11 protein-coding genes and 2 pseudogenes (1 of these 13 only partly in view) are annotated in these 14,839 nt (G+C 70.1%); 7 read left to right on the forward strand and 6 right to left on the reverse strand.

What is annotated here, in order from left to right; genetic code table 11:
• The first annotated feature begins 46 nt into the window (after positions 1-46).
• The 3 genes and pseudogenes from coaBC (at position 47) to J5226_RS06150 (ending at position 4,333) form a co-directional block, all read left to right on the forward strand.
• A pseudogene (gene coaBC, locus J5226_RS06140) lies at positions 47-1,266 on the forward strand (bifunctional phosphopantothenoylcysteine decarboxylase/phosphopantothenate--cysteine ligase CoaBC).
• Positions 1,267-1,331: 65 nt separating this feature from the next.
• Positions 1,332-1,790, forward strand: a complete 459-nt coding sequence (gene dut / locus J5226_RS06145; RefSeq protein WP_215838965.1) for a dUTP diphosphatase — start codon at positions 1,332-1,334, stop codon at positions 1,788-1,790.
• Positions 1,791-2,014: 224 nt separating this feature from the next.
• A complete protein-coding gene (locus J5226_RS06150) occupies positions 2,015-4,333 on the forward strand; it encodes a phosphomannomutase/phosphoglucomutase (protein WP_255323011.1) in 2,319 nt (772 codons plus the stop codon).
• 96 nt (positions 4,334-4,429) lie between these two features.
• Here the strand turns inward: J5226_RS06150 and J5226_RS06155 are convergent, their stop codons facing one another.
• From J5226_RS06155 to J5226_RS06170, 4 genes are all read right to left on the reverse strand, one after another.
• Positions 4,430-6,139: a hypothetical protein gene (locus J5226_RS06155; protein ID WP_215838966.1), complete on the reverse strand. Its 1,710-nt coding sequence runs from the start codon at positions 6,137-6,139 to the stop codon at positions 4,430-4,432.
• 262 nt (positions 6,140-6,401) lie between these two features.
• Positions 6,402-7,046, reverse strand: a complete 645-nt coding sequence (locus J5226_RS06160; protein WP_215838967.1) for a hypothetical protein — start codon at positions 7,044-7,046, stop codon at positions 6,402-6,404.
• Between the two features lie 143 nt (positions 7,047-7,189).
• A complete protein-coding gene (gene pyrE, locus J5226_RS06165) occupies positions 7,190-7,846 on the reverse strand; it encodes an orotate phosphoribosyltransferase (protein ID WP_215838968.1) in 657 nt (218 codons plus the stop codon).
• Complete coding sequence (locus tag J5226_RS06170) at positions 7,843-8,394, reverse strand: GNAT family N-acetyltransferase (RefSeq protein WP_215838969.1); 552 nt, start codon at positions 8,392-8,394, stop codon at positions 7,843-7,845. Before J5226_RS06170 ends, pyrE begins: the two co-directional genes overlap by 4 nt.
• A 66-nt stretch (positions 8,395-8,460) precedes the next feature.
• On the opposite strand from J5226_RS06170, the gene J5226_RS06175 reads away from it, so the two are divergent.
• The 3 genes and pseudogenes from J5226_RS06175 to J5226_RS06185 form a co-directional block, all read left to right on the forward strand.
• Positions 8,461-9,234 carry an exodeoxyribonuclease III gene (locus J5226_RS06175; protein ID WP_215838970.1) on the forward strand — a complete coding sequence of 258 codons (774 nt, stop codon included), beginning with the start codon at positions 8,461-8,463 and terminating at the stop codon, positions 9,232-9,234.
• Complete coding sequence (locus tag J5226_RS06180) at positions 9,224-10,651, forward strand: MFS transporter (RefSeq protein WP_215838971.1); 1,428 nt, start codon at positions 9,224-9,226, stop codon at positions 10,649-10,651. The genes J5226_RS06175 and J5226_RS06180 overlap by 11 nt, the downstream gene beginning before the upstream one ends.
• A 106-nt stretch (positions 10,652-10,757) precedes the next feature.
• Positions 10,758-10,976 (forward strand): annotated as a pseudogene (locus tag J5226_RS06185) (hypothetical protein); the annotation flags it as partial.
• A 356-nt stretch (positions 10,977-11,332) separates the two neighbouring features.
• Here J5226_RS06185 and J5226_RS06190 read toward each other — a convergent pair.
• Complete coding sequence (locus tag J5226_RS06190; RefSeq protein WP_215838972.1) at positions 11,333-12,481, reverse strand: anhydro-N-acetylmuramic acid kinase; 1,149 nt, start codon at positions 12,479-12,481, stop codon at positions 11,333-11,335.
• A gap of 300 nt (positions 12,482-12,781) precedes the next feature.
• Positions 12,782-14,269, reverse strand: a complete 1,488-nt coding sequence (locus tag J5226_RS06195; RefSeq protein WP_215838973.1) for a M23 family metallopeptidase — start codon at positions 14,267-14,269, stop codon at positions 12,782-12,784.
• A gap of 191 nt (positions 14,270-14,460) precedes the next feature.
• Here J5226_RS06195 and tyrS point away from each other — a divergent pair, with 191 nt between their 5' ends.
• On the forward strand, positions 14,461-14,839 hold the 5' portion of the coding sequence (tyrS, locus tag J5226_RS06200) for a tyrosine--tRNA ligase (protein ID WP_215838974.1). The gene runs 836 nt beyond the window's last position; only the first 379 of its 1,215 coding nucleotides appear in the window; the start codon lies at positions 14,461-14,463; the stop codon falls past the right edge of the window.

The following is a 14,839-nucleotide window of genomic DNA, read 5'->3' on the forward strand; positions in this document are numbered from 1 at the left end:
GCGACTGCCCCGTAGGCACCACGAACACCAGCGAGCCCCGCCGAACATGGCGCAAGACCCCTCTTTGCCGCTGCACGCCCAACGCATCCTGCTGTGCGTCTGCGGCGGCATCGCCGCTTACAAGGCCGCCGATCTGGTGCGCCGTCTGCAGGACGCCGGCGCCCAGGTGCGCGTGGCGATGACCGAAAACGCGACCCGCTTCGTCGGGCCGGCGACCTTCCAGGCGCTGTCCGGCCAGCCGGTGCGCACCTCGCTGTGGGACGAAGCCGCCGAACTGGCGATGGGCCACATCGAACTGGCGCGCTGGGCGCAGCGGATCCTGATCGCGCCGGCCACCGCCGACATGATCGCCAAGCTCGCCCACGGCTTCGCCGACGACCTCATCAGCACCCTGTGCCTGGCCTCCGAGGCGCCGGTGACGATCGCCCCGGCGATGAACCACCGCATGTGGGGCCACCCGGCCACCCAGGCCAACGTCGCGACCCTGCGCGGGCGCGGGGTCGGCTTCCTCGGCCCGGGCGAGGGCCGCATGGCCGAGCCCGAATCCGGCCCCGGCCGCTTGCTCGAGCCGCACGAGATCGTTTCCGCCCTGGCGCAGGAGGCCCGCGCATGAGCGCCCGCGACCTCGCCGGCCGCCGCATCGTGGTCAGCGCCGGCCCGACCTTCGAGGACATCGATCCGGTCCGCTTCATCGGCAACCGCAGCAGCGGCAAGATGGGCTTCGCGATCGCCGAGGCCGCCGCGCGCCGCGGCGCGCAAACGGTGCTGGTGGCCGGACCGGTCTCGCTGCCGACCCCGGCCGAGGTGCAGCGCGTCGACGTGCGCTCGGCCCGGCAGATGCGCGAGGCGGTGATCGCCCAGCTCCCGGCCGACGTCTACATCGGCGCCGCCGCGGTCGCCGACTACGCCCCGGCCGAGATCGCGCCGGGCAAGATCAAGAAGAAAGAAGAACAGCTGACCCTGGCGCTGGTGCGCACGCCCGACATCCTGGCCGAGGTCGCCGTGCACGCGCGCCGCCCGACCGTGGTGGTCGGCTTCGCCGCCGAGACCCACGACGTGGAGTTCTACGCGCGCGGCAAGCTGGAAAAGAAGAAAGTCGACATGATCGCCGCCAACCGCGTCGGTGTGTCCGGCAGCGGCTTCGAGAGCGACGACAACGCGCTGACCGTGTACTGGATCGGCGGCGAGCGCCCGCTCGGCCCCGCGCCGAAGACCGAACTGGCCGACCAATTGCTGGATTTGATCCTGGCGCGCTGGCCGGCCTGAGCCGGCGGCGCGCCGTCCCGGCCGGCGGCGCCTCGCGGTGCCGGCCTTTCGTTTCGGAAGAGCGCATGCACCACACCCTGGAACTGAAGATCCTCGACCCGCGTTTCGGCAACGAATGGCCGTTGCCGGCCTACGCCACCCCGGCCAGCGCCGGCCTGGACCTGCGCGCGGCGCTGGAGCAGGAACTGGTGCTGCACCCCGGCGACGCCGCGCTGCTGCCGTCGGGTCTGGCCGTGCACGTCGGCGATCCGGCCATGTGCGCGGTGGTGCTGCCGCGTTCCGGCCTGGGCCACAAGCACGGCATCGTGCTCGGCAACGGCACCGGCCTGATCGACGCCGATTACCAGGGGCCGCTGCTGATCAGCGTGTGGAACCGCGGCCGCGAGGCTTATACGATCCAGCCGGGCGACCGGGTCGCGCAGCTGGTGTTGCTGCCGATCGTGCGCGCGAGTTTGCAGGTGGTGAACGAGTTCCAGGCCAGCGAACGCGGCGAGGGCGGCTTCGGCCACACCGGCGTGCGCTGAGCGTCGCGTCGCCGCGTCCTCGGGGGGGAGGGCGGCGCTGGCACGCATCGTGCTTGTAGTTTGCGGGGCGCCCGCGGCGAAGGATCGCGATCGCGTTTTCGCCGCGCATCCGGCGCGGCGAGGCGCAGTCGACGGACGCGGGCGGGCGAAGCGGGGCAGACTGCGGGGCCATGCGCGCGTCCGCGCGCGCGGGACAGAACACTTTGAGGGGAAGGTTGCCGGTTATGGTCGATGTGAAGCTGGAAAAGCCGCAGATCTCCGCGGCGCAACTCAAGCCGGCGCTGTTGCCGCTGGCGGCGCTGTGCGGCGTGCTGGCGCTGTGGATGGGCTGGGCCGGGGTGCAGCAGCACCTGGACGCCTCGCGCCGCAACGACCTGATCCAGGTGCGCGACGCGGCCGTGAGCAGCGCCCACAACGCGCTCGGCGTCGAACACAAGCGCCTGCGCGACCGTCTGGCCGCCGCGCCCATGCAGGCCGCGCTGCAAGCCGGCGACTTCAAGGCCGCCAGCGCCGAACTCGGCAAGGACTGGCCCGGCGCCAGCGCCGGCGCGGTGCTGCCGCAGGATCTGGCCGAGGAATACGCGGCCCTGCCCAAGAGCGGCTACGGCCGGCTCGGGGCGATGGAAGCGGCGATGGTCGCCGACAAGCCGATGGCGGCGATCGTGCGCGACGGCGGCAAGTCGGTGCTGGCGCTGGCGGCGCCGGCGCGGGTCGGCGAGCAGCTGGTCGGCGTGGCCTACGTGCAACTGCCGCTGCAGCGGGTGAGCGAAGGCGTGGAGAAGGCCGACGTCGGCTCCAGCAGCTATCTGGCCCTGCGCCAGGGCGGCTTCAGCGCGATCGAGCGCGGCGACGCCGCGCTCAACAACGGCGCCGAGGCCATGGCCGCGCCGATCCCGGGCAGCGACCTGCGCGTGGCCGCGGCGGTGCCCGACATCGCCGGCGGTCCGCTCGGCATGGGCGCGCTGCCGTGCTTCATCGCCGCGGTGGTGCTGGCCCTGCTCGCGTTCGTGCTGGCGCGGGTGCGCCAGCGCCTGGGCAAGGCGACCGGTCCGGTCGAGGACGAAGGTCCGGTTCAGACGCTGGCTGAGACCATGAGCGCCCCTATCGCCGATGCGAATGCAATAAACGTGAGCAATAACACTCTCGAAGCCGCGCCGCGGCCGCTGGCCGTGGACAACGGCATCTTCCGCGCCTACGACATCCGCGGCGTGGTCGGCCAGAACCTCGACCCGGGCATCGCCGAACTGATCGGCCAATCGATCGGCTCGGTGATGCACGACCAGGGGCTGACCGAGATCGTGGTCGGCCGCGACGGCCGCCTGTCCGGCCCGAGCCTGATGGAAGGCCTGATCACCGGCCTGCGCAAGGCCGGCCGCAACGTCATCGACATCGGCCTGGCGCCGACCCCGGTCACCTACTTCGGCGCCTACCACCTGCGCGCCGGCTCCTGCGTGTCGCTGACCGGCAGCCACAACCCGCCGGACTACAACGGCTTCAAGATCGTGGTCGGCGGCGAAACCCTGTCGGGCGACGCGATCACCGACCTGTACCGGCGCATCGTCGGCGGCCGCCTGCACACCGCGGCCGAGCCGGGCACGATGACCCCGCGCGACATCTCCGAGGACTACGTCCAGCGCATCGCCTCCGACATCCAGATCGACCGCCCGCTCAAGGTCGTGGTCGACGCCGGCAACGGCGTGGCCGGCGACATCGGCCCGCGCGTGCTGGCCGCGATCGGCGCCGAGGTCACCCCGCTGTACTGCGAGATCGACGGCGAGTTCCCCAACCACCACCCCGATCCGAGCGAGCCGCACAACCTGATCGACCTGATCAAGATGGTGCAGCGCCTGGACGCGGACCTGGGCATCGCCTTCGACGGCGACGGCGACCGCCTCGGCGTGGTCACCCGCGACGGCCAGAACATCTTCCCCGACCGCCTGCTGATGCTGTTCGCCGCCGACGTGCTCGAACGCAACCCGGGCGCGATGATCATCTACGACGTGAAGTGCACCGGCCGCCTGCCGGGCCACATCCTGCGCCACGGCGGCAGCCCGTTGATGTGGAAGACCGGCCACTCGCTGATCAAGGCCAAGATGCGCGAGACCGACGCCGAACTGGCCGGCGAGATGAGCGGCCACTTCTTCTTCAAGGAGCGCTGGTACGGCTTCGACGACGGCATCTACTCGGCCGCGCGTTTGCTGGAAATCCTCGCCGCGCAGCCCGACAGCCCGAGCCAGACCCTCAACGAACTGCCCAACGGCGTCGCCACCCCGGAAATCAAGGTCGACGCGCCCGACGGCGACCCGCACAGCTTCGTCGAGCGTTTCCGCAACGAGGCCTCGTTCGAGGGCGCGCGCCTGTCGACCATCGACGGCCTGCGCGTGGACTTCTCCGACGGTTGGGGTCTGGTGCGCGCGTCCAACACCACGCCGATCCTGGTGATGCGCTTCGACGCCGACAATCAGGCGGCGATGGAGCGGATCCAGGGCCTGTTCCGCGCCCAGCTGCACGCGATCAAGCCGGATCTGGCGCTGCCGTTCTGAGCCGCGCCGCCATCGTATGAGTACCGAAACGACCGGCTCGATGCCGGTCGTTTCGTATCCGGCGCGCCCATCCGAGCCTGCCGCGGCGCGCAGCGCTCAGTCGGCCGAGACGCTGACCGCGTCTATGTCCAGCAGCGCCGGCGCGGTCGCCGGCGTCCCGCCGACGGTGAGGATGGCTCGTGCCGTTCCGGGCGCGGTGGTCACGCTCCAGCTCGCTGGCGTGAGCTGCGGATTCTGTTCGCGGAACCGCACCGCGTAGTTGTTCCACGACCATCCGCTGGGCGTGAACGCCGGTGCGGCGGATACCGCGAGCACGTTCCAGTTCGCGTCGTACTGCACCAGTTTCAGCTGCACGCCGCTCAGGTTGGAGCGCAGGTAAGCATTGAAGTGCAAACGTCGGTTCGGACCGATGTCGAACGCATCGGCCTGCATCCAGATCGTGCACGTCGCGCAGGCCTGCTGCGTCTGCAGGCGCGCGTAATGGTCGCCGGTGGCCGCCTCGCCGCTGCCCGCGCCGCCGGAGACGAACAGCAACACGGCCGGCGCGCTGCCGACCGTATTCCAACTGCCGGCATCCCAGCGCTGCGGAGGCTGGCCCACCGTCGGCGCCGATTCGAAATCGGCGTTGGCGACCAGACCGTAGCGCTCGGCCAGCGCGCCGACCACGTCCTTGGGCGCATGCGGCCCATAGCCGTATCCGTAGACCTGATGGCGCGGATTGGTCGGATCGAAATCGAGCCGCGCCGGCGTATCGTCCCAAAGCATCCAGTGCAGGAAATAGGGGATGCCTTTGGCCGCGGCGCGTCCGATCAGGTCCAATTCGGTCGCACGTTGACGCGGCTCATCCCAGCGGCGGTCCGGGTCCGGATCCGCAGGCAGCTCGCGGCACTGCGTCGGATAGCCGCCGGGTTCTTCGTCGGGATCCTCCTGCGCGAGCGCAGGACGGCCGAATTCGCCGAGTACGACCTGGGTGCCCGGGGCGAAGCGGCTTCGTACCTCATCGTATTTGGCTTCGATGTCGCCGTGCAGCGGGCAGCGGTCGAAAGGCGCGGTCGGATAGCTGTGGAACTCGACGTACGCCAGGGTGGCTCCGGGCATAGCCTGCAATTGGCGCGGAACGCTGCGCCAGGCGGTGGGGTCGACGTCGAACGGCGACTGCAGGATCGAGATCCCGCGTTTGCCGGGCGGGATCTTGCTCTGGCTGTATATCGTACGGAAGTAGTAGTCGATCTCCGGCGCGCGCGAGTCGTACTCGTTCTGGATGTCGTAGTACAGGATCGAGTCGCGCACGCCGGCCAGGGCCACCATCCGGTCGATCCAGTCCTTGGAATGCATCGTGAAACGCCAGTAGCCGTCCTGGGTGCCGGCGTAGCCCAGGCTGGGGTCCTGCCAGTTGTAGTACTGGCCGTTGTTGTGTTCGTACAGATAGGTATTGGAGAACGCGATGATGGTCTTGAGCCCGGCGTTCTCGACCATCGTCAGCAGGTCCGGCAGGTGGTGGCAGTAATCCGGTTCCAAGGCGACGTTGGGGCCGGGCCGAAATCCGCTGGTTTCCATGTACAGGCTCAGGCGCACGACGCTGGCGCCCAGGCTCTTCATCTGGTCCAGGTCGGCGGCCACGGCGGTGCGGGCCGCCGGCCACTGGGCGGGAGTCAGCGCCTCGCAGCCTTGGTAGTGGCGTGGCCAGTAGTTGAATCCGAAGCCGGCCGGAGCGGCGGCCAGGCACGCCGGGGCGATGAGGCATATCGGCAACAAGGCGGCGCTGAGCGCGCCGCGGCGGACGATCGAGGCAGAGTGGCGGGGCATGGCGGACACCTGTCGGGACGGATCACGCGATGCTAGAACCATCGGGTCCGGGCCGCTGCGACATCGCCGGGCGCTGTGTGGCGGCCCGACGGTAAAAATCCACTGCATGCGTTCGAAAGGCTCACGTCTGGCGGCTTTTCGAATGCGCTGCGCAAACTCGCAGCGCCGGCAATGCCGCTTCGCGGGCGCAAGCGGCGCATGCGAAAACGCCGCGGCGGGCCGCGGCGTCTGGTTTTCCGGCGGGGCGGTGCCCGCAGCGGTCTCAGCCGCCGGAGCGCTTGGCCTTGAGCGCGTTGTAGCGGTCCAGCGCCGTGGCCAGATCCTCGTCGGCGAGGCTGCGTTCGAGCAACTGCTGCTTGAGCACGTCCTGCTGATGCAGCAATTCGTCGTGCTGGCCGCGGATGTTCTCCGACAGGCCCGAGCCGACCGGCTTGCTGCTCAGTTCGGCCTCGCCGGCCTTGCGCAGCAGCGCCAGCACGGTCTGGCGGCGGCCTTCGATGCCCAGCTGCGAGGCCTTGACCGTCTCGTCCAGCAGCACGATCCGCTCCTGGAAGGATTTGCGCAGGTCTTCCTCGGTGGCGTAGGACTCGGCCATGGCGTGATCGCGGCGCTTGAGCGCCTCGGCCTTCAGCGCCGCGCTGCGCGCGTCGCGCGCGGCCTGCTCGGCGGCGACGCGTTCCTCGGCGGTCAGCGCGCGGTCGACCTGGGCGGTGGCCAAGCCGCTCTTGGCGCTGATCTCGGTGCGCGCGCTGTCCACCGCGTTGGCCGGCAGGGCGTCGCCGCAGACTTTGCGGCCGCCTTCGTTCCAGCAGTACAGCTTCTTCTTCGGCGCGTCCTGGGCCGACGCCAGCGGCGCGGCCAGCGCCAGCAGCACGGCGCCGGCGATCAAGGTGTGGATGGCTTTCATGTCGCGTTCCCGCCTTCGGGGGCTGTCGGTCGACAAGGCGTGACGCAAGAGTCGGGCCACGGCGGAAAAATTACCTGTGACCGAGTTCGCAGTTCGATGGCGGCGCGCCCGGCCCGCGGGCGCGGGCGGGCGCGCGGCGGCGCTCAGGCCTCGCGGCCGTAGGCGGCGCGGTAGGCGAGCAGGCGTTCGCGCTGGGCGGCGAACTCGGCGCTGGCGCCGGTGAAGGCGAGCAGATCGTCCAGCCCGGCGATCGAGATCACGGGCAGGCCGTGTTCGATTGCGACAGTTTCTGCCGCCGAGCGTCGGGATTGTGCAGGGTCGACGGCTTCCTGCCGGTCGAGCGCGATCACGATCCCGGCGACCGTGCCGCCGGCCTCGCGGATCAGCCCCAGCGCTTCGCGGATCGCGGTGCCGGCGGTGATCACGTCGTCGACGATCAGCACCCGCCGCCCGGCCAGCGGCGCGCCGATCAGCATCCCGCCCTCGCCGTGGCTCTTGGCTTCCTTGCGGTTGAACGCCAGCGGCAGGTCGCGGCCGCGGCCGGCGTACTCGCAGCCCAGCGCGCTGGCCAGCGGGATGCCCTTGTAGGCCGGGCCGAACAGCAGGTCGAACTCGAGCCCGGCGGCGTCGACCGCGTCGGCGTAGCAGGCGGCCAGCGCGGCCAGCGCGGCGCCGGAGTCGAAGCGGCCGGCGTTGAAGAAGTAGGGACTGACCCGGCCGGACTTGAGGGTGAACTCGCCGAAGCGCAGGGCGTCGGCCTTGAGGGCCAGTTGCAGGAAGCGGGTGCGGTGGTCGGTCATGGCGCGGTCGCAGTGGGGGAAGGGGAGGCGGGGGCGAGCCGGAACAGCATCAGGTGCTGCGGGCCGGACGGGCCGCCGTGGTAGAGCTCGCCGGTGTCGTAGAACCCGGCCTTCAGATAAGCCGCGATGGCCGGCTGGTTGCGCACGTTCACCGTCAGTGCCAGCAGGCGCCGTTCCGGGTAGCGCCGGCGCAGGTCCTCGATGCAGGCGCGCATCGCCGCGGTGCCGTAGCCGCGGCCTTGCTCGCGCTGGTCGATCGCGTACGCGCGCAGGCCCACGCTGGGCTCGCCCAAAGCCCGGCCCGCGATGGCCTCGACGCTGAAATCCAGGCGGTAGAAGCCGACCACGCGCTCGCCGGCCAGCACCGCCATGGCCTCGCTGTTCGGGTCCAGGCGGGTCTGTTCGAGGTTGTAGGCGGTGTCGCCGACGAACTGCAGTTGCTCCGGCGCGACCTGCAGCGCGCGCACGGACGGAGCCAGCATCGGCGAGACCACGCCGACCCGCACGGCGGGCGGCGCGGGACGGTCGGTCGCGGAGGTTTCGGTCATGCGCGGCATGATACCCGCGCCCGGCCGGTTGCTATGATCGTGCGCACTTCCTGCCCCGGAACGCGCATGCGCATCATCAGTTTCAACGCCAACGGCCTGCGTTCGGCCAAGACCAAAGGCTTCTTCGACTGGTTCAAGGCCCAAAACGCCGACGTGTTGTGCGTGCAGGAGACCAAGGCCCAGGAGCACCAGCTCGCCGGCCCGGAGTTCCTGCCCGACGGCTACCGCGCGTTCTTCCGCGACGCGATCACCAAGAAGGGCTACAGCGGCGTGGCGATCTACGCCAAGCGCGAGCCCGACGAAGTGCGCACCGCGCTGGGCTGGGCGCCGTTCGACGACGAAGGCCGCTACATCGAAGCGCGCTTCGGCAATCTCAGCGTGGTCTCGTTCTACATCCCCTCGGGCTCGTCCGGCGATCTGCGCCAGGGCTTCAAGTTCGAGGTGATGGAGTGGCTCAAGCCGATCCTCGATCAGTGGTTGGCGAGCGGCCGCGACTACGTCCTGTGCGGCGACTGGAACATCGTGCGCAGCCGCCTGGACATCAAGAACTGGACCAGCAACCAGAAGAACTCCGGCTGCCTGCCGCCCGAGCGCGATTGGCTCAACGGCGTGTGCGCCGACGACAGCGGCTGGGTCGACGCCTACCGCGCGCTCAACGCCGAAGGCCAGGACTACACCTGGTGGAGCAACCGCGGCGCCGCGCGCGCCAACGACGTGGGTTGGCGCATCGACTACCAGTTCGCCACCCCGAGCCTGCGCGCCAAGCTGCGCGGCTGTTCGATCCTGAAAGACCCGCGCTTCTCCGACCACGCGCCGTTCACGGTCGACTATGACGTCTGAGGCCGGCGCCTCGAACGCGGCCGACTCCGCGCCCGCCGCCGCGCCCGCGCGGCCGGCCAAGAAGGGCTGGCGGCTGGTGCTGAGCAACCTCGGTCAGCCCAAAGTGCTGACCATGCTGCTGCTCGGCTTCAGCTCGGGCATCCCGATCTACCTGGTCGGCAACACGCTCGGCTACTGGATGCGCGAGAACGGCATCGAGCTGGACATGATCGGCTTCCTGTCCTGGGTCGGTCTGGCGTATTCGCTGAAATTCGCCTGGGCGCCGCTGGTCGACAAGATCGACGCGCCGGTGCTGGGCCGCTGGCTCGGCCGCCGCCGCGGCTGGATGCTGTTGTCGCAGATCGTCGCCGCGGCCGCCTTGGTCGGCATGGCGCTGGTCGAACCGCGCCAAGGCCAGTTGCTGCTCGGCGGCGTCGCGCTCAACCAACTCACCGTGTTCGGCGCGCTGGCGCTGGTGGTGGCGTTCGCTTCGGCGACCCAGGACATCGTCATCGACGCCTGGCGCATCGAGAGCGCCGACAACGGCGAGCAGCAAGGCCTGCTGACCTCGACCTCGACCTTGGGCTATCGCGGCGCGCTGTTGGTCACCGACTCGCTGATCCTGATCCTGGCCGCGCACGCGGGCTGGCAGCTGTCGTACGAAATCATGGCGCTGCTGCTCGCGGTCGGCGTGGTCGCCACGCTGACCGCGCGCGAGCCGCAGGCCAGCGTGATCGCCGCGGCCACGCCGCACCCGGCGCTGTTCACCGCGCGCGGCCTGTTCGACGCGATGATCGGCCCGTTCGTGGCCTTCTTCCGCCAGCACGGCCGCATGGCCCTGCTGATCCTGCTGGCGATCAGCCTGTACCGCCTGCCGGACTTCCTGCTCGGGCCGATGGCCAACCCGTTCTACGCCGACCTGAAGCTGGACAAGGAAACCGTCGGCGCGGTGCGCGGCTCGTTCGGGCTGGTCGCGACCATCGCCGGCGTCGCCGCCGCCGGCCTGACCGCGGTGCGCTTCGGCTTCATCCCGACGTTGATCGCAGGCGCCGTGCTCGGCCCGGCCTCGAATCTGGCCTTCGCCTATCTGGCCCTGCACGGCAACGATTCGACCGTGTTCACCTCGGCCATGGTCATCGACAACTTCTGCAACGGCTACGCCGGGGTCGCCCTGGTCGGCTACATGTCGAGCCTGACCAACGTCGGCTACACCGCCACCCAGTACGCCCTGTTGAGTTCGTTCTATGCCTTGCTGGGCAAGCTGCTCAAGGGCCTGTCCGGGGTCGCGGTGACCGAGCTGGCGGCCGGGCGGACCTTGCTCGAGGGCTATGCGCTGTTCTTCGTCGGCACCGCCGTGGTCGGCGTGCCGGCGCTGCTGCTGTGCCTGGCGCTGGCGTGGCGGCGGCCGGCGGCGGTCGCGGATCCGGCCGCGCCGTAACCGGCGGCCGGCTGGAGTGAGCGTGCCCGCAAACCCGTGTTCCTGAACGCGGTTCGGCCAATTTTGTGTTGCGCAGCGCATGCCCGGGATGGCAACTTGCCACGCAGTGACCGACATCATCTTGCACAACCTAGATCCCGTTCTCTCCGACCGGCTGCGCCGGGTAGCGGAGGCGCGCGGCTGGAGCCTGCAACGCACCGCCCTGCACCTGATCGAGACCGGCCTGTTCGCGGTCGAAGCCGAGATGGCCGGCCGCTTCGAGGCCCACGACAGCGACGCGCTGCAAGAAGCCATCGCCGCCCTGGAAGGCATTCCCAGCGACCCCGGCTTCGCCTTGATCGGCCGCGCCGAGCCCAAGGAAGCGCCGGTCCAGCGCCCGTCCGGCCCGGACCTCAGCGGCCTGGAACTGCTGGAAGAATTCCGCCCCGACCGCGACGGCTGAGCGCTCTCCCTGTAGGAGCGGCGTAAGCCGCGACCGCGCCAGCCCGAACAACAACGCACCAATCCGCCGCCCGGACCGTGCCATCGTCGCGCCTTCCCGCACTCAAGCGCCCTTCCGCCGCAGGCCCCCTGTAGGAGCGGCGTAAGCCGCGACCACGCCAATCCAACGACGACGCATCGAGCGGGTCCTCAAGTCGCCCCCGGCCGAGTTTCCCCGGCCGTCCATCGCCCCCGCCGCCATCAGGCAGCCGGATGCACCACCCCAAGCACCCGCAACCCCTTCGCCCCGGTCACGCTGGGCAAATTCCCCGGCAACCCCGCCAGCGTCTGCCGCGCCAGCCACGCGAACCCCATCGCCTCGACGAAATCCGGATCCAGCCCGAACGCCGCGGTCGTCTCCACCACCGCCTCCGGCAGCAGCGCCGCCAGCCGCGCCAGCAGCGCGCCGTTGCGCACCCCGCCGCCGCAGGCCAGCACCCGCCGCGTGCGCGGCTGCTGCGCGCGCAGGGCTTGGGCGATGCTGACCGCGCTGAGCTCCAGCAGCGTCGCCTGCACGTCCTGCGGCCGCTCGCCGCCGCTCAGGCGGGTGTCGACCCAGCCCAACTGAAACTGCTCGCGCCCGGTGCTCTTGGGCGGCGGCAGCGCGAACCAGGGCTCGTCCAGCAACCGCGCCAGCAGCGCCGGGTCGACCTCGCCTTGGGCGGCGAACGCGCCGTCGGCGTCGAAGGCCTGCCCCAGGTGGCGCAGCGCCCAGGCGTCCATCAAACAATTCGCCGGCCCGGTGTCGAACCCGCGCACCTCGCCGCGCGCCGGCAGCAGGGTGAAGTTGGCGATGCCGCCGAGATTGAGCGCGGCGCGGTCCTCGCCGGGCGAGCCCAGCCGCGCGGCATGGAACGCCGGCATCAACGGCGCGCCGTGGCCGCCGGCGGCGACGTCGCGGCGGCGGAAATCGGCGACCGTGGCGATACCGGTGCGCTCGGCGATCACCGCGCCGTCGCCGATCTGCCAAGTGAAAGGATGCCGGCCGTCGAACGCCGCGCCGCCCGGGCGATGGCGCACGGTCTGGCCGTGCGAGCCGATCGCCGCGACCTGCGCGGCGGCGACGCCGGCCTCGTCGAGCAAGGCCAGCGCGGCGGCGGCGAAGGCCTCGGCGGTCTGGATATCGAGCGTGCCCAGCTCTTCCAGCGAACGCGCATCGCCGCCCTGGCCGAGCGCGACCAGACGCTCGCGCAGCGCCGCGTCCCAGGCGTAGGTGCGGCCGAGCACCAGCTCGCACCGCGTCGGCGCGGCGCCGGCGTGGAAGCGCACCAGCGCGGCGTCGATGCCGTCGGCGCTGGTGCCCGACATCAGTCCCAGGAACAGGCCCGCGGGGGCGGCGACATCGCTCATGATTCGGTTCCGTCGGCGCGCGCGGCGCCGGCAATGTTTAGGAGTCCGCGCCGCCACCGATCGCGTGGCCGACGCACCGTCGCGCAGCATCCCGGCATTCGCGGCAAAAAACAAAGGGGCGCGCGGAGCGTTCTGCCGGACGACTTCGCAAGGCCGCCGGACGAGCGGGCGGTGCCGCGCAAGCGAACGAAGCGGTGGCAGGGCGCGAAGCCTCGCCGACGCCCGCACCGAAGAGCCCGGAAACGCGGGCCAACAAAAAGGGCCCCGAGGGGCCCTTTGTCGTCGCGACCGCCGCGCCGCTCAACCGCGCGAGGTCTTTTTCTTCTTGGTCTTCGCCACCGCCACGGCCTTGCCGGCGGCCGCCGGCGCCGCGACCGGCGCGGCGGTCGGGCCGGCATCGGCGTAGATGACGTTCTCGACCTGACGGATGCGCGCCAGCGCCACCGCGTTCTGCTGGCGGAACTGCGTCAGCGCCACGCCGCTGAGCGGCTCCGGCGGCGGCATGGTGATCGACAGCGGATTGCGGTGCACGCCGTTGACCCGGAATTCGTAATGCAGGTGCGGCCCGGTGGCCAGCCCCGAGGCGCCGACGTAGCCGATCACCGTGCCTTGCGGAATGCGCTGGCCCGGCTTGATCTTGCTGAAGTTCGACATGTGGCCGTACAGCGTGGTGTAGCCGCGGCCGTGATCGAGGATCACCGCGCGGCCGTAGCCGCCCTTCCAGCCGACGAACTGCACGCGCGCGTCGCCGGCGGCCATGATCGGCGTGCCGGTGCCGGCCGCGTAGTCCACGCCGGCGTGCATGCGGATGCTGCCCAGCACCGGGTGGCGGCGGCTGCCGAAGCCCGAGGTCAGGCGCGCGTACGGGATCGGCATGCGGATGAAGCTCTTCTTCAGCGGACGGCCGTCGCCGGTGAAGTACTCGGGCTTGCCGCCGCGGTCGAAGCGGAAGCCGGTGTGCAGCTTGCCGTCGCTGGTGAAGGTCGCGGCCAGGATCGGGCCGGTGCTGATCAGCTCGCCCTCGCGCCAGGTCTGCTCGACCACCACGCTGAAGCGGTCGTCGCCGCCGACGTCCTCGTTGAAGTCGATGTCGTACTTGAAGATGTCGTCGGTCAGCGTGTTGATGTTGGCCGGAGTCAAACCGACCTTGCGCGCCGAACGGAACAGCGACTTGCCGACCTTGCCGCTGAGCACCACGGTGCGCACCTGGCTCTGGCGGGCGATGACTTTCTTATCGGTGACCTTGTCGCCGGCGATGCTCAGCTCGACCCGATGGCCTTCGTCCTGGTCGTAGCGGAAGGTGCGCAGCGAGCCGTTGACCGGAATGTCGAAGCCCAGCTCGGTGCCCGGCTTCATCCGCATCAGCGCGTCGCGCGCGCCGGGCTGCTCGAGGATCTGGCTCATCGTGGACTTGGGGATGTCCATGTCCTTGAACACCGAGCCCAGGGTCTGGCCGCGGTTGACCCGCACCAGCTGCCAGCTGTCGCCGGTTTCGCCCTTGAGCCGGGCCAAGGTCAGCGGCGGCAGCGCCAGGGCCAGCGACTGGCGCGGCTCGTGCGCGCGCACCGAGGCGGTGGACTGGCTGAAACCGGGAATCACCGCGGCGATCATCATGCCCAGGGTGGCGAACAGGCCGGCCTGGACCCATTGGCGGCCGGTCCAACGGCCGTTGAAGCCGTCGGACAGATGGCGCGCCAGAACCTTCCGTTTCAGTGCTTTCTCGCGCAGGGCTTTCAGGCGTTCGCGTCGTTCGGCGCCCACACTGGAAGCCTGCTCGGGTACTGTCATGGAAGGAATCCTCGGACGAGGTGTGAAGGCCACGTTGCGGCGCTACCATAGACACGCGAGCAGTACGCGTCAAACCCTTGTCCTGAATAGGGTTTTCGCCACTGACGGGTATAGTTTCGTTTAACCCCCAATTAACCTGAATTCGTGATGCGGTTAACAAAACCGGTCGCGACCGTATTGCGAGTCCCCCTGTGTCGACATCCGTACAAGAAGCCCTGGATCTGATCGCCCGCGGCGCCGACGAAATCATCAAGCTCGAAGAGCTCGAAGCCCGCCTCAAGCTGGGCCGCCCGCTGCGGATCAAGGCCGGCTTCGACCCGACCGCGCCCGATCTGCACCTGGGCCACACCGTGCTGCTCAACAAGATGCGGCAGTTCCAGGACCTGGGGCATCAGGTGATCTTCCTGATCGGCGACTTCACCGGAATGATCGGCGACCCGACCGGCAAGAACGTCACCCGCAAGCCGCTGACCCGCGAGGACGTGCTCGCCAACGCCGAGACCTACGCCGAGCAGGTGTTCAAGGTGCTGGATAAGGAACGCACCGAGGTGCGCTTCAACTCCGAATGGT

This window comes from Lysobacter sp. K5869 (genome assembly GCF_018847975.1).
GTDB lineage: Bacteria > Pseudomonadota > Gammaproteobacteria > Xanthomonadales > Xanthomonadaceae > Lysobacter.

Coding starts and splice junctions, on each gene's coding strand:
- pyrE (WP_215838968.1), bottom strand. CDS start 7,846: ATGACCGACCACCGCACCCGCTTCCTGCAACTGGCCCTCAAGGCCGAC.
- dut (WP_215838965.1), top strand. CDS start 1,332: ATGCACCACACCCTGGAACTGAAGATCCTCGACCCGCGTTTCGGCAAC.
- J5226_RS06160 (WP_215838967.1), bottom strand. CDS start 7,046: ATGAAAGCCATCCACACCTTGATCGCCGGCGCCGTGCTGCTGGCGCTG.
- J5226_RS06190 (WP_215838972.1), bottom strand. CDS start 12,481: ATGAGCGATGTCGCCGCCCCCGCGGGCCTGTTCCTGGGACTGATGTCG.
- J5226_RS06195 (WP_215838973.1), bottom strand. CDS start 14,269: ATGACAGTACCCGAGCAGGCTTCCAGTGTGGGCGCCGAACGACGCGAA.
- J5226_RS06170 (WP_215838969.1), bottom strand. CDS start 8,394: ATGACCGAAACCTCCGCGACCGACCGTCCCGCGCCGCCCGCCGTGCGG.
- J5226_RS06155 (WP_215838966.1), bottom strand. CDS start 6,139: ATGCCCCGCCACTCTGCCTCGATCGTCCGCCGCGGCGCGCTCAGCGCC.
- J5226_RS06180 (WP_215838971.1), top strand. CDS start 9,224: ATGACGTCTGAGGCCGGCGCCTCGAACGCGGCCGACTCCGCGCCCGCC.
- J5226_RS06150 (WP_255323011.1), top strand. CDS start 2,015: ATGGTCGATGTGAAGCTGGAAAAGCCGCAGATCTCCGCGGCGCAACTC.
- J5226_RS06175 (WP_215838970.1), top strand. CDS start 8,461: ATGCGCATCATCAGTTTCAACGCCAACGGCCTGCGTTCGGCCAAGACC.